This window comes from Arthrobacter stackebrandtii, assembly GCF_017876675.1.
GTDB classification, from domain to species: domain Bacteria; phylum Actinomycetota; class Actinomycetes; order Actinomycetales; family Micrococcaceae; genus Specibacter; species Specibacter stackebrandtii.
On the sequence record NZ_JAGIOI010000001.1, the window covers coordinates 3,455,296 to 3,476,937 of the forward strand.

Consider the following 21,642-nt stretch of genomic DNA (forward strand, 5'->3'; position numbering starts at 1 on the left):
GTCCTTAATGTCATGTCTTACCCGGGCTTACCGTGTGAGGGAATACCAAATCAACAGCATGGTGACAAAGAAGCCCGTCCCGTAGTTCAACCAGAGGAAACGCACCCATCCTGTGTGTGCCCGGCCCGAGTCGGAATCCTGCAGGGCCAGGAACGGCAAGACATTGAGCAGATACGGCACTGCCAGCAGTGCTGCCAACGGTCCGGGCCAGTCGGTGAACACCAACAGGATGCCGGCCAGCAGGTAAGCCAGCGCGGCCAACGCCACGGTCCGACGGGTTCCCAACACGGTCCCGATGGATCCCAGGGATGCGGCTCGGTCCGGGACAATGTCCTGCACAGCCCCAAAGGCGTGTGATGCCATGCCCCACAGGAAGAAGGCAGCCGTGATTGCCAGCAACCCGGTGTTGAAATGTGCTCCGGCCAGCACCAGCCCGTAAACCATGGGGGAAACAAAATGGGTGCTGGAGGTCAACGAGTCCAGGAACGGGCGTTCCTTGAAACGCAGGCGCGGGGCACTGTACGCCACCAGTGCCGCCATGGACAGCAACAGCACCAGGTTCGCCTGCAACGAGCCAACGATCACCAGGACAACGAGGAAGGGCAGCACGGCCAGCACACACAGCAGCAGGATTCCCTGGTGTCTGCTGCGGTCCACCAGGGCCCCCTCTGCGCCGCCTTTTCGGGGATTGAGCAGATCGGACTCGTAGTCAAAGACGTCGTTGATGCCGTACATGGCCAAATTGTAGGGAATGAGAAAGAAGATCGTGCCCAGGACAAGAATCCAGTCCATGGTTCCAGTGCACAGAAAATAGGCTGCAGCAAAAGGGTAAGCGGTATTGATCCAGGAAACGGGGCGGGAGGTCTGCAAGAGTTCACGCAGCATGGCCTATACTCCTGCCTGGGTGGTGCTGGTTGCTGCCGCTTCCCGGGCTGAAGCTGCCGGAGGGTGCCCGCCGGCAAGCCACCACAAAGCCGGGGCAAAAAGCACCACGCTGACCGGGTAGCTGAAGTCCTCAATCGGGGCCAGCCCCACCCGCAGCCCCAGCAGTGTCTGCCGGCCGTAATCAAAAAGTCCCGATCCGATCATCACATTGTCAAAGACCGCTGTCAGAATAAGGAGAATTGCCAGGGAGAATCCAAGCGCCGGAAGAACGCGGCGCAGGCTGATGCGCCTCACGCGCAGTGCCAGGAGCAGCAGCAGGGCAGAGCCGGCCATGAAACACAGGGAAAGCAACGCGAAGCTCACATCGCCTCCTTGGCGGCGGCAGTGTCAGGTGCGCGGTGTTGCGGCCGCCGGGACGACCGCCAGCGCAGGAAGCCTGTTACCAGAACCATGGTCTGGTAGCAGAGAAAGAAGAGGAAGAAGGCTTCCTCCACCGGCAGTTGCTCCCCCAGCATGAGCCCGGTCATGAGTGCGGATTCGCGATGTAGAAAGATGCCCCCGGCGATGGCGATGACATCCCACAGCAGGAAAATGCCGGTGCCGACCAACAGTGTCAGCAGTGCAGGCAGCGGCTGGGAGAAGACGAACAGCCGGTATCTGGCATCGAGCGTGGCGATGCAGATGATCAGGACAATCAGGATCAACAGGTATGTCATGATCCCGCCTGTTCCCGCAACGGTGCCGGTTCGGCGGCATCGAGGGCAAACGGTCCCGGAGTCCTGATCCCGTTGATGCGTTTTGCCACGAGCTCGGCGCTGATCATGCACATCGGGATGCCAATCCCCGGCCGCACCGAACTGCCAACATAGTGCAGCCCACGGACCTTGGGGTTGCGGTTTGCTGGGCGGAAGAAGGCGCTTTGTCCCAGCGTGTGTGCCAGTCCCAGTGCGCCGCCGCGCCACGCATTGACATTGTTGACAAAATCCTCGGGACCATAGCTTTGCCGCACCACGATGCGCTCGCGGAGGTCCGCAATTCCCGCCCAGGCAGCCAGCTGGTCAATGGCGGCATTCGCCACCTCCTCCACCTTGGGGCTGCCCGTGCCGTCGGGGCCGCCGCTGCCCCAGGAGGGCAGGGCTGGCGCAGGGACCAAGATGAACAGGTTCTCATCTCCCACAGGAGCAACGGAAGGGTCGGTATGGCTGGGCATGCAGACGTAGATGCTGGTTTCTGGTTCAAGATCGCGTCCCTCGTGGATGCGGGCGAAATTTTCCCCCCAGTCCCTGGTGAACAGCAAGTTGTGGTGGTTCAGTTGAGGGAGTTTGCCTCTGACACCCAAACACACCAGCACGGCGCTGGGGCCAGGGTCGCGACGTTTCCAGGACGACGCCGAATGGGAGCGAAATTTCTTCGGCAGCAGCTCCGTCTCGATATGATGCAGATCTGCGGCACCGACGACGACGTCGGCCTTCACCTCATGGCGCTTGGTCCCCGTTGTCGCGGTGTTCACCCACCTCACCGCCTCAACCCGCGGTGTTCCAGCGGCCACACCGACATCGATGCCTTCCACACGCGCATCCGTAATGATCTCCACACCAGCCTCCCGGCAGATCCGCGCCATGGCGTCGACGAGCTGTGCGAACCCGCCCAGGGGGTACTGCACGCCCTGGGTGAGATCCAGGTGGCTCATCAGGTGGTACAGGGCCGGGGTTCGTTGCGGGCTGGAACCGAGGAACACTGCCGGATAACCAAGGATTTGCCGAAGCCTGGGGTCGCCAAAGCGCTTGGCGACATGTTTTTCCAGCGAGCCGGCAAGAAGCGGTGCAAGTTTTGGCAACAGCTTCAGCAGTTGGGGGTTGAGGAACGTTTTGGCCGAGGAGAAATCATCGTAAAGGAAATGCTGCAGGGCAAGGCCGTAACTTTCCCGAGCTTCGTCCCGGTAGTCCGCGAGCGCGGCACCGGCTCCGGGCGATAACGACTCAAAGGCGGCGTCCGCTTCCTCCCCCGTTGAGAGATCCAGTGAACCGCCGTCCTGTCCAAACCAGATCCGGTACCCGGGGTCAAGCCTGACCAGTTCCAACGCCTGGTCCGTGCTGGTTCCCATCAGCCCGAACCAGTGCTCGATGACTTCCGGCATGAGGTACCAGGACGGGCCGGTGTCAAAAGTGAATCCCTCCCGCACCAGGCGTCCCGCACGGCCGCCAAGATGCTGCTGCTGTTCCAACACGGTGACCTTGTGACCGGACGCTGCCAAGAGACCGGCCGTCGCCAGTCCTGAGAAGCCTCCGCCGATGACCACCACGTGGTGGGTGTGGGCTGCCTGCAGGGCGTTTTTGTCGTCGTTTTTCACTTTTGGCTCTCTTCGTGCTGTGGCCGGGTCATCGGGCGGGGCCGCTTGAAGGCATATGGCAGCAGGGTTTGCAGTGCTATCGTCGCCTTGCGCCCGGAGGACACCGACACCCGGTGGAGGCGAAGCTCCGCCGCAGTGGTGCGTTCCAGCTGCCTATTGAGTTCGGCAAACAGCCTGTGGGCCAGAATCACCGCCAAAGCCGCGCGCGGTGGCAGGTGGGCGATGCCACGGGCAGCGGCGTCGAGGTCCTCACGAATCTCCCGGACCAGCTCATTTTTGTGGTCATCTGAAAATCCCGAAGGATCCAGACCCGGGAAATAGCAGCGGCCCAGCTCGCTGGTGTCCACGGCCAAATCGCGCAGGAAGTTGACTTTTTGGAATGCTGCTCCGAGGCGTCTGGCCGCAGATTCCGCCTCGGCCTCGTGGCCTGTGGGGGAGTCCGGTGCGCAACGGAAAATACGCAGGCACATCAACCCCACCACTTCGGCGGAGCCGAAGATGTACTGATCGAGGGAGGCCTCGTCATGGTTTGAGATGCTTAGATCGTTGCGCATGGAGGTGAAGAAGGGGCGGGTCAGATCGGTGCCAATGTTGCTGAGCCTTGCCGTGCAGGCGAAGGCATGCACAATCATGTTGGTGCTGTAGCCGCTCCGCAAGGCTGCTTCCGTTTCGGCTTCCAGCCGGTCCAAGGCCTGGGCCGTTGCTTGATCGCTGAGCCCCGCCTCGCGAGCCACCCCGTCCACCACTTCATCGACCAGGCGGACCAGGGCATAGACGTTTTCAATGTGCGTCCGTGATTGTTTGTCCAACATCCGGCAGGCCAGCGAGAATGAGGTTGAATACTTCTTGATCACCACCCGGGCGCTGCTGCTGGCCGTTGCAGAGTAGCGTTCCAAGGGTGTGGGAGCAACCCCGGATGCACGCCTCGCCGCTGTCGAATTGGCTGAAGTCTCATGGCCCATGAACTAGGCCCCCCTGGTCAAGATCAGTGTTGCAAAGTCTTTCAGCTGGGCCGAAACAGCCTCAGGCAATGCCAGCTGCCGGGCCGAAAACAGGGCCCCGTCGCAGAGTTCCTTGGCCAGCTGACGAGCCAACGGTTCCGCGTCGGCAGCCGCCAGGGCGGAACGCAGCGACTTGAGCGTGGCCGTGTGGGTGCGCAACAATTTAAGGTTTTCACCAAATTCGGGTTGTTCAGCAGCCAGCGCCGTCAAAATGGTGCTTTTCCCTTCACGCAGGTCGGAGTCAACCGATTTTCCGGTCTTGCCGGGATCTCCAAACGTGCCCAATACATCATCAATGAGTTGATACGCGACCCCGAGTTGGCCGCCGATGTCCGCCAGCGCGGCTGCCTGTGCCGGGCTTGCACCGGCCAACAGCGCTCCGGTTTGCAGCGGAAACCTGAAGGAATAGGACGCGGTCTTCAATCCTTCCATGCGCAGGACGTCCTGGACCTTCGCAGGAGAGTGATCCAAGGAATAGAGCAGGTCTTCTAGCTCTCCGGCGCCAGCATTGTGGATGGCCAGTTGAAAGGACCGTTCAATGGCGCCGGCATGATCCAGTGAGGCGCCGGCACGCAGTGCCACCGCAATCGACGCGGCGAGGAGCAGGTCTCCGGCAATGATCGCGGCAGAATGACCGGCATGGTCCGCGTCGGGCCGACTCTGCCCCGCGGCCAGGGCATCGTCGCGGTACTGCGCAGACAACGTGGGCCTTCCCCGGCGGGTGAAGTCCCGGTCAATGACATCATCATGCATCAGCAACGAAGTGTGCAGCAGTTCAAAGGCGCAGCCCAGAAGGACCACCCGCTTCTCGGCGGGCTGCTCCTGCCTGCGTTGGGGAGCGAAGGCGTCGTAGCCCAGCCTGACCAGGCGCGGCCGGGTAAGCTTCCCGCCCTCCAAGGAGGCAAGAATGCGTTCCCACATGATCGACGTGGCCGGTGAATAGGCTGCGGCCTCCTTTTTGTAGCCATCTACCAGTTGAACGATCTCATGGCGGACTGCTGCGTCAAATCTTGCACTTGTGGCAGGGCTGAGTCCTGCTGTGGATTGGGCGATTGTCCAGGTCGACAAGGTCATGATCGGGCTCTCCGTTTCGCGGCGGTCGTTGCAGGGAAGGAATCGATCCCGGCATGGATCGAGTGCAGGATGTCTTCCAGAAAAGCTATGACGGCCTGGTGTTCCTCCGGCGCGGTGTTGTTCAGTCGATCATTTGGATCCTTAAAAAGCGGACGCAGCGCCGTCACCACCAGTTCCACAGTGTCTGGGCTGGCATGTACCAGGACGCTGCGCCGGTCCGAGGGGTTCGGAGTACGCACCACCTGCCCCCGTGCGCTCAACCTGTCAACCAGCGCGGTTGACGCAGCAGAAGTGATGCCCAGCTTAGCCGCCAATTCACCCGGGGTCAGCGCTGTTCCAAAGGTCAGATGCTGCAGTGCCTTGAAATCAGTTTCGTTGATGTCAAGTTGGCGGCAAAGCGAATGCTGGAGCGCGTCGTTGAAGAGCAGGACTTCCTGCAACAACCGGGCCGCTGACGGCCCGCCGCTGGTCTGTTCGAGAGGGCTTTCTGTCATTTTTACCTCGAGGGGTTGATTGCTCGCCTATCTAGATACATTATGGGTTACACGACTCACACTTGTCGAGTGGGGACGAGAGCTGTCCAGTGGGGCTCTATTGGGAAGGGTATTTGCAATGCCAACTACATACTCAGCGTCAATGACGGCGAGGATGGTGTGCGCTGCCGCGGTGTTGCTGGCAACATTGGCAGCCTTCTACGGCAGTGGAGTGCTGGGAGGCACCCCCATTGCCGACGCCGCTGGCGGGCGTCTCGGCGCTGACTCAACGCTGCTGGCACCGGGAACGGGAGCCTTTTCCATCTGGAGCTTCATCTACACGGCCTTGCTGGTTTATGCAGGCTGGCAGTTGACCGCGACAGCCGGCCAAAGCCAATCCCAGCAAAAGATCCGCCCCTGGGCCGCAGCCTCGGCCGTCATCAACGCGCTGTGGATCGGTGTGGTGCAATTGGGATTACTGGGACTCAGCGTCCTGGTGATCTTGATTCTGTTGGTAGTCCTGATCAAGATCTTCCTGCTCATGATCCCCGGAGCGGAATCTGCGCCGGAGCGCTGGATTACCTCCCTGGCCTTCGGCCCCTACCTGGGCTGGGTCAGTGTTGCTGCAGTGGCAAACATTGCAGCGTGGCTGTCGTCGCTGGGTGTGGGGGAGGGCGCAGCATGGGCCACCCCGCTGGCGGCAGTCCTGGTGGTTGTTGCAGCACTTATTGCCGCCGGTACAGTCCACTCCTCCGGAGGGCGCATAGCGGCCGCGGTGGCCATGGCGTGGGGCATCGCTTGGATTGGCGTGGGCCGCAGCGATGGCGGGCTGGAATCGGCGCCAGTGGCGATCACGGCCTTCTGCGCCGCCGCCCTGGTCATTCTGTACGCGCTCGTGGCAGCTGCCACGCGCCGAAAAAAGTTCAACCGAACATCGGAGCAGGCCCCATGAGTGTCATTGCCGTCACCGGCGCAACCGGCTATATCGGGGGACGCCTTGTCCCCGTCCTCCTGGAACAGGGCCACGATGTACGGGTCCTGACCCGGCGTCGAAATGCCTTGCGCGATGTGCCGTGGAGCAAGAAGGTCACCGTTGTCGTTGGCGATCTGGCAGATTCACAAGCGGTCCGGGAACTGTGCGCAGGTGCAGAAGTCCTTTACTATTTGGCGCATTCGATGGGTGGCACCAAGGACTTCGGGCCGGTCGAGGAAAGGTGCGCGCAGGTGCTGGCAGCTGCAGCCAAGAACGCGGACCTGCAGCGCTTGATCTACCTGTCCGGGCTGCATCCCGACGGCGAGCTCAGCGCGCACCTCACTTCCAGGGTCAAGGTTGGTGAGATCCTTGAATCCAGCAGCGTCCCCACCCTGACCTTGCAGGCTGGACTGATCATCGGCTCCGGTTCAGCCAGCTTTGAAATGGTCCGCCACCTCACGGACGTACTGCCAGTGATGCCGGCCCCCCCGCTGGGTGTTGAACCAAGTGCAGCCCATCGCCGTGCGCGATGCCCTGCACTACCTCAGCGCGGCTGCAGCGCTGCCACCGGAGGTGTCGGGCCGCTTTGACATTGGCGGCCCGGAATCCCACAGCTATGCGGACCTGATGCGGCTCTACGCCGATGCTGCAGGAATTCGCCGGCCAAAGATCCTGCCCCTTCCTGTACTGACCCCTTGGTTGGCCGCCCAATGGGTCAACCTGGTCACCCCCATTCCGCGGTCCTTGGCGGTCCCCCTCGTCGAATCACTCCAACACGACTGCGTGATGCGCAACCATCACATAGACGCAGTGATAGCCCGCCCTGCCAACGGACTGACAGGATACCTGCGTGCGGTGGAACTGGCATTGGCCAAGATGCGCGAGGACACGGTGGAAACGACGTGGGTGAGCGCACACGCGCTGGAATCACCAGCAGACCCGCTGCCGACAGACCCACAATGGGCTGGACACACGGTCTTTACGGATGTGCGTGAACGCGACACCCAAGCCCGCCCCGAGAGCGTTTTTAAAGTCATTCAAGGAATAGGCGGGGAGACCGGATACTACTCGCTGCCAGTGGCCTGGGCACTGCGCGGCCTCATGGACAAGCTGGTAGGCGGGGTCGGGCTGCGCCGCGGCCGGCGCAGCCGGGGAAGCCTCTCCCTCGGAGACGCCGTTGACTGGTGGCGGGTTGAAGAAATAGTGCCCGGTCAACTTCTGCGACTGCAAGCAGAGATGCGCGCCCCGGGCCGGGCGTGGCTCGAGTTCTCGGTCGCCCCCACTGTGTCTGGAAGCCGCTACACCCAGCGTGCCGTCTTTTTCCCCTACGGCATTCCCGGCCGTCTTTACTGGCTGGCCATCCTGCCCTTTCACGGCCGGATCTTCTCGTCCATGTCCAAACGCATCACCATGGCGGCCGAGGAGATCGATCGCAACCTCCCACGGCACTTGGAATAAGGAGCCACTCGGGGTCCGCGTCGCAGTCACTGGTCGACGCCCCCATCGTTCGGAGGCCCAATGCCATGGCACGCTGTGGTGGTCCGGGCATGCCTACCTATGAATCAGCGCCGGCAGGCCACGATGGGAACGCGGACTTCTCCTGCCTGCCCAGGCAACACGAGATTGAGCATGCACCAGAGCCCGGCCCCAATGCAGGTTCGCCCGTCACTGAAGGGGACTCCACAGCCTCCCCCCTGAGCTGGGCAGCACGTTCCAAAGCCGCGTCAACAAGACCGGCAACAAAGGCAGGATCAGTACCAACCGAATCAGCACGCAAAAACGTCATGCCCAACGCGGCCGCGCTCTGTGCTGCCTCTGTGTCGAGATCGTACTTGACCTCCATATGGTCTGAGACGAAACCCAAAGGGACAACAATGACACCCTCGATGCCCTCCGCCTTGAGCTCCTCCAGGCGGTCGTTCACATCCGGCTCGAGCCACGGCACATGGGGGGCACCCGAGCGGGAACAATAGACCAGCTCTGACTTCAGCGGTTGTTCCGAGCCGAGCTCCCCGTCAATCCAGTCGATCAGCTGTTCATGCTGATTGCGGTATCCGGCTGTCCATCGCTCCGACGCATCTTGCATGCTCTGGGGAATTGAATGCGTAACATACAGCAGGCGATGGCGGCGAGGATCAAGTTCGCCTACTTCCTGTGCGAAGGCTTCGATGGCCCGACGGACACAGCCCAACTCAGCCTCAGCAAACCCAGGATGGTTGTAATACTGACGGATCTTATCGAAGGTGACTGGTATGCCTTCATTGGCCAGGGTTTCAATCGTTTGGGCAAAATCTTCACGGTACTGCCGGCAGGATGAATAGGAAGAATAGGCCGAAGTGTCAATGGCAAGAAAACTATTGCCTCCGGTCTCGGCGACGAAGTCCCGGGCCACATCGGTCAGGAACGGAGCCCAATTCCGATTCCCCCACAGGATCGGTGTTTTGATCCCACGCTTTGCCAGTTCTTGCCGCAATGCTTGCAAGAGATTCTGGTTCTGCTCGTTGATCGGAGACTTTCCCCCGAAACCGTAGTAGTGCTCACCGACTTCGACCAAGACGATAGAGGTCATCTACCGTTGTTCTTTCGCGAAGAACGCTGAAACTTTTTTTAGGAAGTCATTCTCCCGTTCGAGCTCACGCAGTCGTACTTCCATGGCCTTGTATCTAGCGGCATCCACGGGTGCATCAGGTTTCCGGTCGCCGCCTTCTTGGCCCTCACGGGAGAGCTTGATCCAGCGCTTGAGCGCGGTCAGAGAAATGCCAAGCTCAGCAGCTACAAGAGCTATCGGGCGGCCAGAGGATTCAGCCAAGGCAACGGCATCGGCTTTGAACTCATCGGAATAGGTTGGTCGAGAAGACATGGGAACAATCCTTTCAAAGACTGTCTCACATCAGTAATACACCTCAGCGAGACCAGCTCTGCCGTGTAGGGCGAAAGCCTGGCGTTGGCGGTCTGCCCCGGACCAGTCCGCAGGAGTTGCTCGGCCAATGCTGTCACGATGGCAAGGTCACCGGATGCTTTCAAGGCCTGACGTGATTCGGCCAGCAACACCTGAACAACCTCCGCGGCTGGTGCAAGCCTGAGCTCGACCGGATGAAGCAATGCACCGTCAAGGCCGTGTCGTGCCGCATGCCATAACGCCGCATCTAACAATTCAGGACCCGGCACCAAGGCCAAAGCCGCAGACCGGCCCATGGAGGTGGCGACCAGTGCCCGCCCCAGCAAAGCCAGCAGCAGCGTCGTGGAGGGCTCCAACTGGCATCAGCAACCCGTATTCCCACTGTGGGCTGGTGGCATGAAAGCCGGGCGGACCATGAAATGGATCCCTTGTCCGCGGTGACGCCGGTGCCGATCAGCGCCTTGGTCCTGCGGTCGTAGCCCGCTGCATCGATAAACGTTGGTGGACATCCTGCAGGTGTCCACCGCCGATACTGAATGGTACGCCAACTGGAGAACCTGTTGTCCTGGCCACACCAAAACGGCGAGTTTGAGGACATCGCCAACAAGACTGGCAACCACCGGCGCAGATAGTTCAACTCACCAATGGCGGCATTGCGATCCGGGACTCCCACATGGATGTGCAAACCGTTGATATGGTGCTCGAACGCCGGTTCACCAACGCTGTCGGAAATAGCCGCGTACCGACTATCGTCGGTCACGTTGGCCTCCGCCGGGTTATCAAACGGTGTACCGACCCCAGCGACCGAAACACCTTGGCTCTCGGCGCACCTCACAAGGGCTTCCCGGAAACCCCACAACGCGTCGACCGCCTCCTGAAACGATCTCAACACAGGCGACGCGTACTCCAACTGAGAGCGTAGAAACTCGCTCTGAACCACACCCCGGGCAGAATCAAACCCGTGGAGGTCGCATCGAACATCCGCCGCGACAGGGACCGGCGTCAAAGATACACGGTCCAGGAAAACGAACTCTTCCTCAATCCCAAAGGTCAACTTCGTCGACGCACCTCCCGTCCGGTCCGGTCTTGATCACTTCTGGAGTTAACCGCCGCCCAACCACCTGTGCCCAGTGGACGGTACTGGCCATTGAACCACCAAAATTGTTCTCCCGCCCTAACCGGGTAAAAGCATTTGAAAACCACAATGGCATCGCAAAACATCCGTGGACAGGCGAACGTAATGTGCATCGCTGAGACCAACGTCATCATCACCGACACCCGTGAGATGCAAGCCAGTGCGCACCATGGGTTCACCACAATGAATGTAATAGCGACTAGACTTCATCACGCCGCGTTGCGTATCAGAAAGGGTAAGGAAACACGCCACTGCCTGCACCGAGGCCTTCAGCGCGTAGCAGGATCCGCACTTGCGGCAGCTGTACTCCACCATCACCCAACCGTCGAGTCGGGGGACCACAGACTGGATGGATTCGACCGTCACATAAGTAGCTGTGCGGCAGTCGGAACAAGTGACGAGTGAACCGGCAATGGCAAGAGAATTCTCGGTGCCGGCTGGACGCGGATCGATCATCATTGCACACCTCCTCATCAGTTCAATGCCCCACGTGCCCGCCGAACCACGACTGATCGACAACGCAAATAGATTCAATCCACCCATGTTGTTCGGTTCCGCACCGCCACAGGTGCCTCCATTCCCGTGTGCCAAGGAAACCAACCAGCAGATGATGAGAAAAATATTGGCCCCGTTCATATGAACTGTCCGCGGCGCGGAGCGGAGCGGAAGGGGGCGTGGGATGAGGAGACGCTCCCATGGTTTTGGGGCGGTCATCCACAGTGCTTGCGGCGTGCGATGCGGGCACAGGGGCCGCCCATCGCCTGCCCTCAGGAGCTAATGTGGCCGGTCGGCCCCTGGTTCCTGCGGTGCCTCGTCCCTGCGCTCCTTGATCAATTCCTTGTTGCGCAGCAGGCGCAGTGCGGTCACCAGCAGCAGGCCGCCGAGAACGTTCAACGGCAGGGTGTACGCGAACCAGCCCAGCCAGTCCAGGTAGCCGACTGGTGCGCCGGCATGGATGGCACCGAAGATCAGCAGCGAATCCAGGATGGAATGGAACAGCTGCAATCCGGCCAAGAGAAATCCTCCGGCAATGGCGGCAGCCATCTTGGCCGGATCAGAATCGGTACCGTGTTGCATGCGCGTCATCAGCGTGATGGTGCTGCCGCCCAATACGGACAGGGCCACGGACTGCCACGTGAACCCCGCATCCACGAAGTGCGTGGCGGCTTCATGAAGCTCAACTTTCCATTGAGGAAAGGCCTGAACCACAATCCACATGAAGGCCCAACCTCCCGCCAGGTTCATCACCAGCGTCCCACCCCACAACTTGAAGAGCTGGGAAAAATTGGCTTCCTTGGCTGCCACGGCCATGATCGGGACCAGGAAACCCTCCGTAAATAATTCACTCTTGGCCAGCAGTAGGGCAATGAATCCAATGCCAAACGCCAGCCCGGCCAAAAGGTGATCATGCGTCTGGTGCAGGACGGCCAGATAGGCCATCACGCCAACCCCGATTTCAAGCCCGCCAAAGGCACCAGTCACCAGGATCGTTGTCCATGACCGGGCAAGGCGCTGGGCCCCCTCCTCCACGATGCGGTCAAAGGACTCCTCAATTTCTTGCTCGACCGGCCCGTCGTTGTCCCCCAGCTCCCGCCGGCGGCCATCCTCATTCATCACGGACCACAATCTGGAACAAGCAGGCGGCTGTGGAATCAATCACGGGCGTGGCCTTTCGGGATCTTCGTGCTAGCATCAAGAAGTTCGTGTCAGTATCAGGAAGTAGGGGCTGATAATTTCACAGTAGCCCCACATCCGCTGTGAGTCAGCCCCCTGCGGGTTCCGGTACTGCGCGGTAGTGTCGTTGCATGAGACACTCAGAGAATTCGGTTGCTGAGGCCACTGCCGATCTCGCCGACGCACTAGTCCGGATGAGCCCGGAATACCTCAGCAGGTGACACGGCTGCGGGCTGAGTCCTGGAAATATGTGGGCAAACGTTCCCTGGCCACGTTCAGTGCGGAGGGCTGTACCGACTTGGCCGCGTCCCTGACGTACTACGGCATCTTGTCACTATTCCCAGCCATCCTCGCCGTAGTATCCATCCTGGGCCTGGTGGGCCAGGGCGAAGAATCCACCCAGGTGATGCTTGACCTGGTGGGTGAGCTGGCCGATGAATCCGTAGCTGAAACCCTCGGCCCAACCGTGCAGCAACTCTCCGGCTCCCCAGCAGCCGGGTGGACCTTCTCACTGGGCTTGTTCACGGCCCTGTGGTCCGCTTCCGGTTTTGTTGGTGCATTCAGCCGGGCCATGAACCGGCTCTACGGCATCGCTGAGGGCCGCCCCGTCTGGAAGCTCCGCCCGTCCCTGCTGCTGGTAACCGTGGCAACTGTGATCCTTGTAGCCATCATTGCCCTGCTCCTGGTCATCTCCGGCCCCATCGCCCAGGCTATAGGTGACGCAATAGGCCTCGGCGATGCTGCCGTGACCGCCTGGAATATGGCAAAGTGGCCGGTGGTCGGTGCCCTCACCATTGCACTCATAGCCGGGTTGTACTACTTTACCCCCAACATCCGGCAGCCGAGGTTCCGGTGGATCAGTCTCGGAGCAGCCATCGCACTGACCACCGCCGTGCTGGCCTCGGGCGGATTCGGGATCTACCTGGCCAACTTTGGCAAATACGCCAACACCTACGGCGCCATAGCCGGGGTCATCGTGCTGCTGCTGTGGCTGTGGCTGTTGAACCTGGCCCTGCTTTTCGGGGCGGTGGTGGATGCAGAGATGGAACGCGGTCGGGAGCTCCAAGGCGGCATCCATGCAGAGGCCCAACTTCAACTACCACCACGGGACATCAGCGCCAGCCTAAAAAACGGGGCAAGGAACAAGTGCTGGTGGCCGAAGGGCGGGACCTCAGGCAGCAGCTCGCCCCGGAGCCGGGAGCGGACCCAGCCAAAAGCGGCACCGAACTGCGTGCCCTGCTCTGGCTCGCCGGACTCGGCGCTGCCGCAGCCGCGATCGCAACCACACGCCGCCGGCGCAGCAACCGCACAGCCACACACCCTCCCACCGCGCACCAGCAGTGATCCTGTGCGGCATTTTGATCTTGCCATCATCGGGACCGGATCCGGTGCCACCTTGCCCGGTCCCGAGCTGGCCCACCTGAGCATAGCGATCGTGGAGGAAATCCACTTTGGCGGCACCTGACTGAACGTTGGCTGTATTCCCAGCAAGATGTGTATCCACCCCGCAGAGTTGGCCGATGCCGGCCGTCACGGCCGGGCATTGGGTGTCACCTCAATGCTCAATGCTGTGGACTGGCCAGGCATCCGCGACAGGATTTTTGGCCGGATCGATGCTCTTGAGGCCACCGGCCGGGCCTATCGCGAAGGCCCCGAATGCGGCAACGTGAGCGTTTTCCCCGGGCATGGCCGTTTCAATGCACCGAAACAGCTGAACATTTCCCTGCCCCACGGTGCCAGGCAGGTAATCACCGCAGACCGCTTCGTTGTGGCGGCCGGTTCCCGTCCGACCGTGCCGGACATTGCAGGACTGGGCGATCCTTCGCTCACATCTTCTCCTCCTTCGGGGTGGCCGTGACACAGACTGTCCGGGCCCGGCTATGCTGCGCAGTCAGGACACGGATATCTCACAGCTCTTCACCTCGGAAGCAGCCGCACGCTACAGCGTGCACCTTGAGACGTCGGTGGCCCGCGTCCGGGCCAACACATCCGGCGTCGTCCTTGAATATAGAGACACTTGACGGGCTATCTACTGTCGCCACGGAGCTGTTGCTCATCGCCACCGGACTCACACCGAATGCCGACCGGCTGGCCGTGGATCGGTATCACGGCACCAGTGTGGAGGGAATCTTTGCCTTGGGCGACATCTCCGGCTCCCACCAGCTCAAACACGTCGTCAACCATGAGTCCCGGGTGGTCAAGCACAACCTGATCCATCCAACGGACTTGATCGCGGCTGCTCACCGGTTCGTCCCTGCCGCCGTGTTCTCGGACCCGCAAATCGCCTCCATCGGACTCACCGAACAACAGGCTGCCGGCCGGGGCGTTAGCTATGTGGCGATAGTGCAAAAGTACGCTGACATCACGGCAGATTGGGCCAGAAGACACAGTGCATTTCCTGAGCGTGCTGGCCGCCCCGGACACGGGCACCTGCTCGGCGCCCATGTGATTGGCCCGGAAGCAGCGACCATCATTCAACCCCTCACTCAGGCCATGTCCTTTGACCAGAGCGCGCATCAGGTGGCCCGTGGACAGTACTGGATCCATCCAGCCTTGAGCAAACTAGTCGAGAACGCCTAGTTGGGCCTGCCCGAACCCCATACCAGCCCCAGCACCGGCCGCCAACAGCAAACCCGGCCACCGGGTCCGTCACATCTTGCGCAGTGCCGTCCCCTTGTGCACGGCGATGTGGTCAGTTGCGTCACTGTGAATTTCATACTGCGGCTCGTCATCGCTGCAGTGGCGCGTGTACCCCTTGAACTGAAAATCATGGGTGTGAACCTTGGTGATCGTGCCCGCAACTTTTCCGGCCTCGGAATTCCACTGCACATGGTCCCCCACAGCGAATTTGTGTCTCATCTGTCCTCATTCCTTACTCAGGTTCCTGAAGCTGCTAAATAGAGTCGGGCGGTCGACACGGCGGCACCTCAAAGCCAGGACGCCCATCCGTTTCACCCTCCCTGGCCTTGAGATCGTCCTGGGTTTACCCGTCCGCACCGGCAACCAACGTGGCTGCCACCTTGATCTTCTCAATCATGGATTTCTCCTGCTCCTGATTCTCCTGGAGCAGGTGTGCCACGTCCAGGGCACCGGTGGCTTGGGCGCAGATGATAAAAGTTTCATAGGCGGCCGTTTCACAGTGCTCCATGACCAGTGCCCCCGCCATCACGACAGAGTCCACCAGCGACTGTTCAGTTCTGCCCGCAGAAGACGTGACGTGCCTGGCCAACGCCTTGGTGGCAGGGGTGGAGGCGAGACGGGCGTGGTCATCCAGCAAGGAAAAGCATTGTTTCAGGTTCTCAATGTGCTTGAACATTCTGTACCCGAAAAGCTGTTGCTGGTGTTGGCTAGGCGAGTTATGGTCAAAGGAGTCTGGCGGGGAACGCTTTTCCCGTTAGCGTTCCAGTGACAGGATCGGTGCTACGTGGGGATTTGGGCTTTGCACCCTTTCTTCGCCTGTGAGGGAGATTTCCTTCGTTATTGCATCAAGGAAGCGGATGACGATGTAGCGTCCTTCGGTGGCCAACATTGCCGCTGCGTGGAATCGCTTGGCCTGCTGGCGCCCCACCGTGCCCGCAGCCTGGTGTGCTGTTGAGACTGGCAGCAGTGCGCTGGACCAGGACCAGCGGAAGAATGGACCTTTCAGAGGCATCACGCGGCACCGGTGCACATTCTTGTCGACCGCCGGGGCAATGCACACCGGGACCAGAACTTCACCGTTGAGCAGGGCTGGAAAATGCGCAGGGCAGAACGGGGCCTGTGCTGCGGCGGCCGGGAATAAACTTGAGAGATGCGCTTGACAGTCTTGGGAGCGATCTTGTGGGCGGTGGGTGGCGTTGCAGTCGCTACCGGCCTTCTTTCATGGTCTGATGTGACGGCGTTGATGGTGAGGGTGACGCCGATCCTGCTGTTTGTGGCATCGATGACGGTGGTGACGGCGCTGGCTGACGAGGCCGGGATTTTTCTGTGGGTGGCCCGCGGTTTCCAGAAATGGGGGCGCGGCCGCCATGTTTTGTTGTGGCTGATTGAGGCTGATTGTGGCGGTGGTCGCCGTGGTGTGCACCGTTTTTCTGTCCTTGGATACAACGGCGGTGCTGCTCACCCCCGTGGTGGTCCGCACCGCGCGGCAGGAAGGCCTTTCGGTGCTGCCCGTTGCCCTGGCCACGGTGTGGCTGGCCAGTACGGCCCGCCTCCTGCTGCCGATGTCGAACCTGACCAACCTGCTGGCCCAAAACACCCTTGATGGCATCAGCCCGGCACGGTTTGCGGCCATGATGTGGGCCCCGGCACTTGTTGCAGCAGTGGTTCCCCTGCTGGTCATCGGACTAGTTTTTCGGACTGACCTGCACATGCGGTCTGGCAGGAATCCGGCCAGCACTACCCGCCCAGACAGAGTGGGCGGTGTTGGTGACGGCCCGGCCATCGGTGGGAGCGGGGCCGTGTCCGGCCAGCCAGCCCCGGACAACACCTTCCTGGTGGCCAGCTGCGCTGTTCTGGCCATCCTGCTGCTGCTCTTGGTTTCCGGGGTTCCGGTGTGGGTACCGTCCACGGCAGCCGCTATAGTGTTGACAGCCCTCGTTGCCGTGCGGCGGCGGCAGGCACTGACCATGGTGTTGGTCCCGTGGCCGCTGCTGCTGTTTGCCGCGGGGATGTTCCTGGCCATGGAAGCAGTCCGCAGCCTGGGCGCACCGGTGCTCCTGGGGCAGCTGGCGGGACAGGGCAACGGGCTGTTGGATCTGCTGCGACTGGCAGCCACCGGCGCGGCCGGCGCAAACCTGGTCAACAACCTGCCCGCCTACCTCCTGATCGAACCCGCGGCGGCGACGCCGCACCGGTTGGCAGCCCTGCTTATCGGCGTCAATGCCGGGGCGCTGGTGACACCATGGGCGTCCCTGGCAACACTGCTGTGGCACGACAGGCTCAAGCGCATGAATGTGGTGATCCGTTGGAAGGGGTATGTGCTGTGCGGGGTTGTGGCAGCTCCGCTGACGGTGGCGGCTGCTGTGCTGGCCTTGGCACTGGAGTCCAGGTGAGGCCTGTGGGGGGTGGGTTTCTTGTCGCCATCAAGTTCCCGGCGTCAGGGAAACGATTTGTTGGCGCAGAACGGAACCGCCCACGGCACCTGAGAGCTGCACCGAAACAACCATGGCGCAGTCAAGAATCCGCAGCGTGGTCGGGATCATGATAAACCTGATGGAAGAATCAGGTAATGTCCCTGCATCATGGCGCCGACGTACCGGCCAGCTGCCGCCTCTATTCGGGCGAATCAGCGGCCCAGACAGGCCGCCAGTTGTGGGTCCTGAATACTTGTCAATACACCCCTTGTTACGAAAGGCATGCCCCATGACAGAAGAAGCCAACGGAATCGCCCACCCCGGTACCCCGGCCCAGGCGTGGGCCACCCTGATGAAGGGAAACATGCGGTTTGTGGAGAGCATTGCCTCCCACCCCAACCAGGATGCAGCCCGCCGTGCTTCCTTGACGGACGGTCAGCACCCGTTTGTGACGATCTTTGGTTGCTCGGATTCCCGACTGGCCGCGGAAATCATCTTTGACATGGGCCTGGGTGACGCCTTTGTGGTCCGCACCGCCGGCCACGTCATTGACAACACCGCGCTGGGCTCGATCGAATTCGGCGAGGAGTACCTGGACGTGCCGCTCATTGTAGTTCTGGGCCATGACAGCTGCGGTGCCGTCACCGCCACCAAGGGCTCGGTAGAGACCGGCAGCATGCCGGCCGGGCATGTCCGGGGAATCGTTGAGCTCATCACCCCCTCCGTGCTGGCATCCCTGCGCGCCAACAGCGCCAGCACCGTCAACTCGATGGTCGCCGAACATGTTAAGCAGACTGCGGTGCGCCTGCTCGAGGAATCACCCATCGTCGCCGCTGCAGTGGCGAGCGGGAAAACCGCCGTGGTGGGGCTTACCTACCACCTCAACGACGGCCGGGCGGAACTGGTCCACAGCAGCGGACCCATCTCCATCTGAACCGGCCGCCGCCGCGGTATTTGGGCCACCGCGAAAGACGGGATGGTGGCGGTACCGGCGGCGGCCGCGGTGCATCTGGCCTAAACGACGGTGAAGGTGATGGAGTGCCATCCGGTGGAGCCGTCGGGTTCCGGCGGGGCCTGCCGTTCGTCCTGGAGCACGCCGGCGCCGTCGTAGGCGCGGACCCGGACAGTGTGGGTGCCGGCCCTGGCCCCGTCCCACTCGTAGGACCACTGGCGCCGGGTGTCAATGGAGGCTTCTCCGGCCAGGACTGCCGGTTGCCAGGGCCCGCCGTCGAGCTGGATTTCCACCCTCTGGATGCCGCGGCGCTGCGCCCACGCTGTCCCGCCAATGCCCACCCGGCCGGCGGGCACGCGCGCCAGTGCCCGGGGCACCTCAACGCGGGAGGCTGTCTTGATGGGCCCGTGGCAGGACCAGCCGCGCGAGGTCCAGTAGCCCTCCTTGGCCGCGAAGGTGGTCACCTCCAGATCCACCACCCACTTGGTGGCGGAGACGAAACCGTAGAGTCCGGGAACGACCATGCGGACGGGGAAGCCGTGTTCCAGGGGCAGCGGTTCGCCGTTCATGCCGATGGCCAGGACGGCGTCTCTGCTGTCTTGCAGCACCGGCAGGGGTGTGGAGGCGCTGAAGCCGTCGATGCTGGTGGAGAGCACCATGTCGGCCCCGGCTGTGGGCTTGGCGCGGGCCAGGACATCCCGCAGCGGATAGCCGAGCCATTTGGCGTTGCCGGCCAGGTTTCCGCCCACCACGTTCGACACGCAGGTCAGCGTCACATACGTTTCGACCAGCTCGGCGGCGAGAAGTTCGTCAAAGGTCAGGGTGAATTCGTTCTCCACCAGCCCGTGCACGCGCAGGCTCCAGGCGCGCGGATCCAGCTCGGGGACGACCAGGGCCGTGTCGATCCTGTAGAAATCCGGGTTGGGGGTGACGAATGGTCCCACCCCGCGATGGGCGACTGGGCGCCGGCGGGCAGTGCCGGAGCCGGTACCCGCGGGGCCGGGAGCGTGAGCATGTCACGGACCTGGCGGGCCGTGTTGCGCGCCGTGGACAGGAGGGTGCCGCCCACACCAACGACGACGGCGGCACCGGCCAAAACGGCCGACCTCACCAGAAACGCCCGGCGGCTCGGCTGCGCCGCAACCGATTCCGCGGACCCGTCGGGGGTGGGTGCCGCGCGGCGTGCTGTAGCGGCGCCGGTGAGGAAACGCAGGGCCGCCAGGCCGGCCGCCGTGCCGGCCAAAAGAGGCAGAAGGTCTGCCCCGGTGGCGCCGGCCCGGGTGATGACGCAGGCGGCCATGACGATGGCGAAGGCGCCGACCATCCCGGCACCGGCGGCAAACCGCTTCCGGGCCACCACACCGGCCAGGGCGGAGAGGATAATGGCGGCCGCCGCCGTGGAGAGCAGGAGCACCGTCTTGTCATTGGTGCCGAAGGTGGCAATGGCAAAGTTCTTCATCCACGCCGGGGTGAAGTCGATGAACGTGGACCCCACGGAGGTCAAGGGGGAAGATGCTGCGCCGAACAATGACGACAGCAGCTGCGCCACGGCAAACAATGCCCCGGCCGCGATGACGCCGGCCACCGCCGACATCACCAGCTGCCGACTGCCATCCCTTCTACGGGCTTTGACTGGCTTCTTGCTGCGTGATTTCACCACTGGCTCCTCGGACGGGACGTGGCCGCCCACGTTCATGCGGGCGGCGCTTCTTGCCAGTACTTCGGAGCCGGAGGGATGTCCGGATTGGCAAAGATTTCCTGCCGCCCTGTGTCCCAGGGCGAGGCTAAATGGGCTGGAGCAATATCGGCGTGGTGGTCGGCTGGGGCGAGCCACCGGCAGGCTCCACCGTGATGCCAATGTGTGTGGCACCGTCCAGGGGCCCCTGCAGGACCTGGACGCTTGTTGCGGAGTCGGAAACTTTCATCAGTCCCGCCGCCACCGCACCCTTGGCGGTGATGAACCACAGCTCGTACGCCTTTCCGGCGGGAGCGGGCGGCATGTCCTTGACCAGGACGGCAGCCTGGTTGGCCTGCCCCGAGGAGGCCACGGTCACCACGGTTCCGGCACCCACCTTGGCGGTGGAAATTTTCGCGTCCGGCGCTCCCATGATCGCCAGCATGGCCGACTGCTGCGCGTGTTCGGCGGCCAGCCGCTGCTCCGTCCCTTGTTGCCCGGCGCCGTGGCCAACCGCCCAGCCGCCCACCCCGGCTCCGGCGAAGATCAGCAGGGCGGCAGCGGCCGCCAAGGCCGACACCCACCGGCGGCGCGGCGCCCCGGGAAGCCGGAGACGCGCCGTCGTGCCCTGCTGGGAGGCCCGTGCGGTGCTGAGGTCCCGGACCACGGCGGAGGGCGACAGCTGGCGGGTGTTGCGGATGGCGGCCATGACAGAGTCCTTCAACTCCGGGGGAGGTGCTTCGGCCGGTGTGCCGTAGGCGAGCAGCGCTGCGGTTTCGCTGAGGCTGCGCACCTCCTCGAGGGTCTGCGCGTCAGTCAGGGCGTGGCGTTCAAAGGCGGTCTGCTCGGCGTCGGTGACGGCGTTGAGTGCGTAGGCGCCGGTCAGCAGATGCAGTTGTTGTTCCATTACGCCACCCCCAACCTGTCTCGAAGTCTGATCATGCCATCGCGAATTCTTGTCTTGGCGGTACCCACCGGTATGTCCAGCAGCTGCGCCACTTCCTGGTGGGTGTAGCCGCCGTAGTAGGCCAGGCGGATGGCCTCCTGCTGGGGGGTCGTCAAGGTGTCCAGGGCCTTGCGGACGCGTTCGGCGTCCATGGTGGTTTCCACGGTGTCCGCGACGTCGTCGTAACTTTCCTGGTACTCCTTGATGCCTGGCGCAGGTCGCGGTCCCTGCTGGCCTGGCTGGCCCGCACACGGTCCACAGCCCGGCGGTGGGCGATGACCAGAATCCAGGCCATCGCCTTCCCGCGGTCCGCATCAAAACGGGCCGCCTGCGTCCAAATGTCCAGAAAGACTTCCTGGGTGACCTCCTGGCTTTGGGCCGGGTCTCGAACCACACGGCGCACCAGGCCGAACACCCGGGGTGCCACGGCGTCGTAGAGTTCAGCGAAAGCCGCCTCGTCGCCGAGGGCGACGAGGCGGATCAACTCTTCGTGCGTGGGCGGAGCCAAGGGCTCCACGGACCGCAACCAGGGCAGTCGCATGCCTTCTACT

At 62.4% G+C, this 21,642-nt stretch carries 29 protein-coding genes; 9 read left to right on the forward strand and 20 right to left on the reverse strand.

Annotated elements, in window-relative coordinates:
• Positions 1-27: 27 nt before the first annotated feature.
• The 7 genes from JOF48_RS15100 to JOF48_RS15130 all read right to left on the reverse strand — a co-directional run bounded on the left by JOF48_RS15100 (position 28) and on the right by JOF48_RS15130 (position 5,804).
• Positions 28-885, reverse strand: coding sequence for a prenyltransferase (locus tag JOF48_RS15100; protein WP_209681947.1), 858 nt, complete (start codon positions 883-885; stop codon positions 28-30).
• 3 nt (positions 886-888) lie between these two features.
• Positions 889-1,248: a lycopene cyclase domain-containing protein gene (locus JOF48_RS15105; RefSeq protein WP_342591258.1), complete on the reverse strand. Its 360-nt coding sequence runs from the start codon at positions 1,246-1,248 to the stop codon at positions 889-891.
• The gene (locus JOF48_RS15110) at positions 1,245-1,601 is read right to left on the reverse strand and encodes a lycopene cyclase domain-containing protein (protein WP_209681948.1); all 357 of its coding nucleotides are present in this window, start codon (positions 1,599-1,601) and stop codon (positions 1,245-1,247) included. Before JOF48_RS15110 ends, JOF48_RS15105 begins: the two co-directional genes overlap by 4 nt.
• Positions 1,598-3,235, reverse strand: coding sequence for a phytoene desaturase family protein (gene crtI, locus JOF48_RS15115; RefSeq protein WP_342591259.1), 1,638 nt, complete (start codon positions 3,233-3,235; stop codon positions 1,598-1,600). Before crtI ends, JOF48_RS15110 begins: the two co-directional genes overlap by 4 nt.
• Positions 3,232-4,131: a phytoene/squalene synthase family protein gene (locus tag JOF48_RS15120; protein ID WP_245346563.1), complete on the reverse strand. Its 900-nt coding sequence runs from the start codon at positions 4,129-4,131 to the stop codon at positions 3,232-3,234. Before JOF48_RS15120 ends, crtI begins: the two co-directional genes overlap by 4 nt.
• A 69-nt stretch (positions 4,132-4,200) precedes the next feature.
• Positions 4,201-5,310, reverse strand: coding sequence for a polyprenyl synthetase family protein (locus JOF48_RS15125; RefSeq protein WP_209681951.1), 1,110 nt, complete (start codon positions 5,308-5,310; stop codon positions 4,201-4,203).
• Complete coding sequence (locus tag JOF48_RS15130) at positions 5,307-5,804, reverse strand: MarR family winged helix-turn-helix transcriptional regulator (protein ID WP_209681953.1); 498 nt, start codon at positions 5,802-5,804, stop codon at positions 5,307-5,309. Before JOF48_RS15130 ends, JOF48_RS15125 begins: the two co-directional genes overlap by 4 nt.
• A 142-nt stretch (positions 5,805-5,946) precedes the next feature.
• Here JOF48_RS15130 and JOF48_RS15135 point away from each other — a divergent pair, with 142 nt between their 5' ends.
• From JOF48_RS15135 to JOF48_RS20055, 3 genes are read left to right on the forward strand one after another with little or no spacing between them, the layout of a single operon-like run.
• Positions 5,947-6,735: a tryptophan-rich sensory protein gene (locus JOF48_RS15135; RefSeq protein ID WP_209681955.1), complete on the forward strand. Its 789-nt coding sequence runs from the start codon at positions 5,947-5,949 to the stop codon at positions 6,733-6,735.
• The gene (locus JOF48_RS19740) at positions 6,732-7,346 is read left to right on the forward strand and encodes an NAD(P)H-binding protein (RefSeq protein ID WP_245346564.1); all 615 of its coding nucleotides are present in this window, start codon (positions 6,732-6,734) and stop codon (positions 7,344-7,346) included. The genes JOF48_RS15135 and JOF48_RS19740 overlap by 4 nt, the downstream gene beginning before the upstream one ends.
• The gene (locus JOF48_RS20055; protein WP_342591260.1) at positions 7,279-8,214 is read left to right on the forward strand and encodes an SDR family oxidoreductase; all 936 of its coding nucleotides are present in this window, start codon (positions 7,279-7,281) and stop codon (positions 8,212-8,214) included. Before JOF48_RS19740 ends, JOF48_RS20055 begins: the two co-directional genes overlap by 68 nt.
• 97 nt (positions 8,215-8,311) lie before the next feature.
• Here the strand turns inward: JOF48_RS20055 and JOF48_RS15145 are convergent, their stop codons facing one another.
• The 6 genes from JOF48_RS15145 to JOF48_RS15165 all read right to left on the reverse strand — a co-directional run bounded on the left by JOF48_RS15145 (position 8,312) and on the right by JOF48_RS15165 (position 12,404).
• Positions 8,312-9,325: a ferrochelatase gene (locus JOF48_RS15145; RefSeq protein WP_209681956.1), complete on the reverse strand. Its 1,014-nt coding sequence runs from the start codon at positions 9,323-9,325 to the stop codon at positions 8,312-8,314.
• Positions 9,326-9,616 (reverse strand): transposase, encoded by a 291-nt coding sequence (locus tag JOF48_RS15150; RefSeq protein ID WP_209681962.1) that lies wholly within the window; start codon positions 9,614-9,616, stop codon positions 9,326-9,328.
• Complete coding sequence (locus JOF48_RS20240; RefSeq protein WP_483414900.1) at positions 9,538-10,011, reverse strand: glutamate-cysteine ligase family protein; 474 nt, start codon at positions 10,009-10,011, stop codon at positions 9,538-9,540. Before JOF48_RS20240 ends, JOF48_RS15150 begins: the two co-directional genes overlap by 79 nt.
• On the reverse strand, positions 9,903-10,709 hold the full coding sequence (locus JOF48_RS20205; protein WP_209681965.1) for a carboxylate-amine ligase: 807 nt from the start codon (positions 10,707-10,709) through the stop codon (positions 9,903-9,905). Before JOF48_RS20205 ends, JOF48_RS20240 begins: the two co-directional genes overlap by 109 nt.
• Before the next feature lie 120 nt (positions 10,710-10,829).
• A complete protein-coding gene (locus JOF48_RS15160; protein WP_209681967.1) occupies positions 10,830-11,426 on the reverse strand; it encodes a hypothetical protein in 597 nt (198 codons plus the stop codon).
• Between the two features lie 138 nt (positions 11,427-11,564).
• A complete protein-coding gene (locus JOF48_RS15165; protein WP_209684621.1) occupies positions 11,565-12,404 on the reverse strand; it encodes a formate/nitrite transporter family protein in 840 nt (279 codons plus the stop codon).
• Positions 12,405-12,714: 310 nt separating this feature from the next.
• Between JOF48_RS15165 and JOF48_RS19750 the strand changes: the two genes are divergently transcribed.
• The 4 genes from JOF48_RS19750 (at position 12,715) to JOF48_RS19765 (ending at position 15,044) form a co-directional block, all read left to right on the forward strand.
• A complete protein-coding gene (locus tag JOF48_RS19750; protein WP_342591261.1) occupies positions 12,715-13,929 on the forward strand; it encodes a YihY/virulence factor BrkB family protein in 1,215 nt (404 codons plus the stop codon).
• A gap of 93 nt (positions 13,930-14,022) precedes the next feature.
• A complete protein-coding gene (locus JOF48_RS19755; RefSeq protein WP_245346565.1) occupies positions 14,023-14,322 on the forward strand; it encodes a hypothetical protein in 300 nt (99 codons plus the stop codon).
• A 22-nt stretch (positions 14,323-14,344) separates the two neighbouring features.
• Positions 14,345-14,485, forward strand: a complete 141-nt coding sequence (locus JOF48_RS19760; protein WP_245346566.1) for a hypothetical protein — start codon at positions 14,345-14,347, stop codon at positions 14,483-14,485.
• A gap of 28 nt (positions 14,486-14,513) precedes the next feature.
• A complete protein-coding gene (locus JOF48_RS19765; protein WP_245346567.1) occupies positions 14,514-15,044 on the forward strand; it encodes an NAD(P)/FAD-dependent oxidoreductase in 531 nt (176 codons plus the stop codon).
• Between the two features lie 69 nt (positions 15,045-15,113).
• Here the strand turns inward: JOF48_RS19765 and JOF48_RS15180 are convergent, their stop codons facing one another.
• Both JOF48_RS15180 and JOF48_RS15185 read right to left on the reverse strand, forming a co-directional pair.
• A complete protein-coding gene (locus JOF48_RS15180) occupies positions 15,114-15,323 on the reverse strand; it encodes a hypervirulence associated TUDOR domain-containing protein (protein WP_209681968.1) in 210 nt (69 codons plus the stop codon).
• Positions 15,324-15,447: 124 nt separating this feature from the next.
• Positions 15,448-15,780: a DUF892 family protein gene (locus JOF48_RS15185; protein ID WP_209681970.1), complete on the reverse strand. Its 333-nt coding sequence runs from the start codon at positions 15,778-15,780 to the stop codon at positions 15,448-15,450.
• 775 nt (positions 15,781-16,555) lie between these two features.
• Between JOF48_RS15185 and JOF48_RS15190 the strand changes: the two genes are divergently transcribed.
• Positions 16,556-17,497, forward strand: a complete 942-nt coding sequence (locus JOF48_RS15190; protein WP_342591339.1) for an SLC13 family permease — start codon at positions 16,556-16,558, stop codon at positions 17,495-17,497.
• Positions 17,498-17,807: 310 nt separating this feature from the next.
• Entirely contained in the window at positions 17,808-18,452 is a 645-nt protein-coding gene (locus JOF48_RS15195) for a carbonic anhydrase (RefSeq protein WP_209681971.1), read from the forward strand.
• 80 nt (positions 18,453-18,532) lie between these two features.
• On the opposite strand, the gene JOF48_RS20060 is transcribed toward JOF48_RS15195, so the two are convergent.
• From JOF48_RS20060 to JOF48_RS15210, 5 genes are all read right to left on the reverse strand, one after another.
• Positions 18,533-19,321 carry a molybdopterin-dependent oxidoreductase gene (locus tag JOF48_RS20060; protein WP_342591262.1) on the reverse strand — a complete coding sequence of 263 codons (789 nt, stop codon included), beginning with the start codon at positions 19,319-19,321 and terminating at the stop codon, positions 18,533-18,535.
• The gene (locus tag JOF48_RS20065) at positions 19,288-20,127 is read right to left on the reverse strand and encodes a hypothetical protein (RefSeq protein ID WP_342591263.1); all 840 of its coding nucleotides are present in this window, start codon (positions 20,125-20,127) and stop codon (positions 19,288-19,290) included. The genes JOF48_RS20060 and JOF48_RS20065 overlap by 34 nt, the downstream gene beginning before the upstream one ends.
• A gap of 127 nt (positions 20,128-20,254) precedes the next feature.
• Positions 20,255-21,052, reverse strand: coding sequence for an anti-sigma factor (locus JOF48_RS15205; RefSeq protein ID WP_209681973.1), 798 nt, complete (start codon positions 21,050-21,052; stop codon positions 20,255-20,257).
• Positions 21,052-21,243 (reverse strand): sigma-70 family RNA polymerase sigma factor, encoded by a 192-nt coding sequence (locus JOF48_RS20070; protein WP_342591264.1) that lies wholly within the window; start codon positions 21,241-21,243, stop codon positions 21,052-21,054. The genes JOF48_RS15205 and JOF48_RS20070 overlap by 1 nt, the downstream gene beginning before the upstream one ends.
• The gene (locus tag JOF48_RS15210) at positions 21,204-21,632 is read right to left on the reverse strand and encodes a sigma factor (RefSeq protein ID WP_342591265.1); all 429 of its coding nucleotides are present in this window, start codon (positions 21,630-21,632) and stop codon (positions 21,204-21,206) included. Before JOF48_RS15210 ends, JOF48_RS20070 begins: the two co-directional genes overlap by 40 nt.
• Positions 21,633-21,642: the final 10 nt, after the last annotated feature.

What these genes read in the sequence shown, in the direction of transcription:
- JOF48_RS15210 (WP_342591265.1), bottom strand. Translation starts at nt 21,632, where the DNA reads ATGCGACTGCCCTGGTTGCGGTCCGTGGAGCCCTTGGCTCCGCCCACG.
- JOF48_RS15130 (WP_209681953.1), bottom strand. Translation starts at nt 5,804, where the DNA reads ATGACAGAAAGCCCTCTCGAACAGACCAGCGGCGGGCCGTCAGCGGCC.
- JOF48_RS19740 (WP_245346564.1), top strand. Translation starts at nt 6,732, where the DNA reads ATGAGTGTCATTGCCGTCACCGGCGCAACCGGCTATATCGGGGGACGC.
- JOF48_RS19755 (WP_245346565.1), top strand. Translation starts at nt 14,023, where the DNA reads ATGCTCAATGCTGTGGACTGGCCAGGCATCCGCGACAGGATTTTTGGC.
- JOF48_RS19760 (WP_245346566.1), top strand. Translation starts at nt 14,345, where the DNA reads ATGCTGCGCAGTCAGGACACGGATATCTCACAGCTCTTCACCTCGGAA.
- JOF48_RS20070 (WP_342591264.1), bottom strand. Translation starts at nt 21,243, where the DNA reads ATGGACGCCGAACGCGTCCGCAAGGCCCTGGACACCTTGACGACCCCC.
- JOF48_RS15135 (WP_209681955.1), top strand. Translation starts at nt 5,947, where the DNA reads ATGACGGCGAGGATGGTGTGCGCTGCCGCGGTGTTGCTGGCAACATTG.
- JOF48_RS15145 (WP_209681956.1), bottom strand. Translation starts at nt 9,325, where the DNA reads ATGACCTCTATCGTCTTGGTCGAAGTCGGTGAGCACTACTACGGTTTC.
- JOF48_RS15160 (WP_209681967.1), bottom strand. Translation starts at nt 11,426, where the DNA reads ATGAACGGGGCCAATATTTTTCTCATCATCTGCTGGTTGGTTTCCTTG.
- JOF48_RS15185 (WP_209681970.1), bottom strand. Translation starts at nt 15,780, where the DNA reads ATGTTCAAGCACATTGAGAACCTGAAACAATGCTTTTCCTTGCTGGAT.
- JOF48_RS15195 (WP_209681971.1), top strand. Translation starts at nt 17,808, where the DNA reads ATGACAGAAGAAGCCAACGGAATCGCCCACCCCGGTACCCCGGCCCAG.
- JOF48_RS15125 (WP_209681951.1), bottom strand. Translation starts at nt 5,310, where the DNA reads ATGACCTTGTCGACCTGGACAATCGCCCAATCCACAGCAGGACTCAGC.
- JOF48_RS15205 (WP_209681973.1), bottom strand. Translation starts at nt 21,052, where the DNA reads ATGGAACAACAACTGCATCTGCTGACCGGCGCCTACGCACTCAACGCC.
- JOF48_RS15100 (WP_209681947.1), bottom strand. Translation starts at nt 885, where the DNA reads ATGCTGCGTGAACTCTTGCAGACCTCCCGCCCCGTTTCCTGGATCAAT.
- JOF48_RS15110 (WP_209681948.1), bottom strand. Translation starts at nt 1,601, where the DNA reads ATGACATACCTGTTGATCCTGATTGTCCTGATCATCTGCATCGCCACG.
- JOF48_RS15180 (WP_209681968.1), bottom strand. Translation starts at nt 15,323, where the DNA reads ATGAGACACAAATTCGCTGTGGGGGACCATGTGCAGTGGAATTCCGAG.
- JOF48_RS15165 (WP_209684621.1), bottom strand. Translation starts at nt 12,404, where the DNA reads ATGAATGAGGATGGCCGCCGGCGGGAGCTGGGGGACAACGACGGGCCG.
- JOF48_RS15150 (WP_209681962.1), bottom strand. Translation starts at nt 9,616, where the DNA reads ATGTCTTCTCGACCAACCTATTCCGATGAGTTCAAAGCCGATGCCGTT.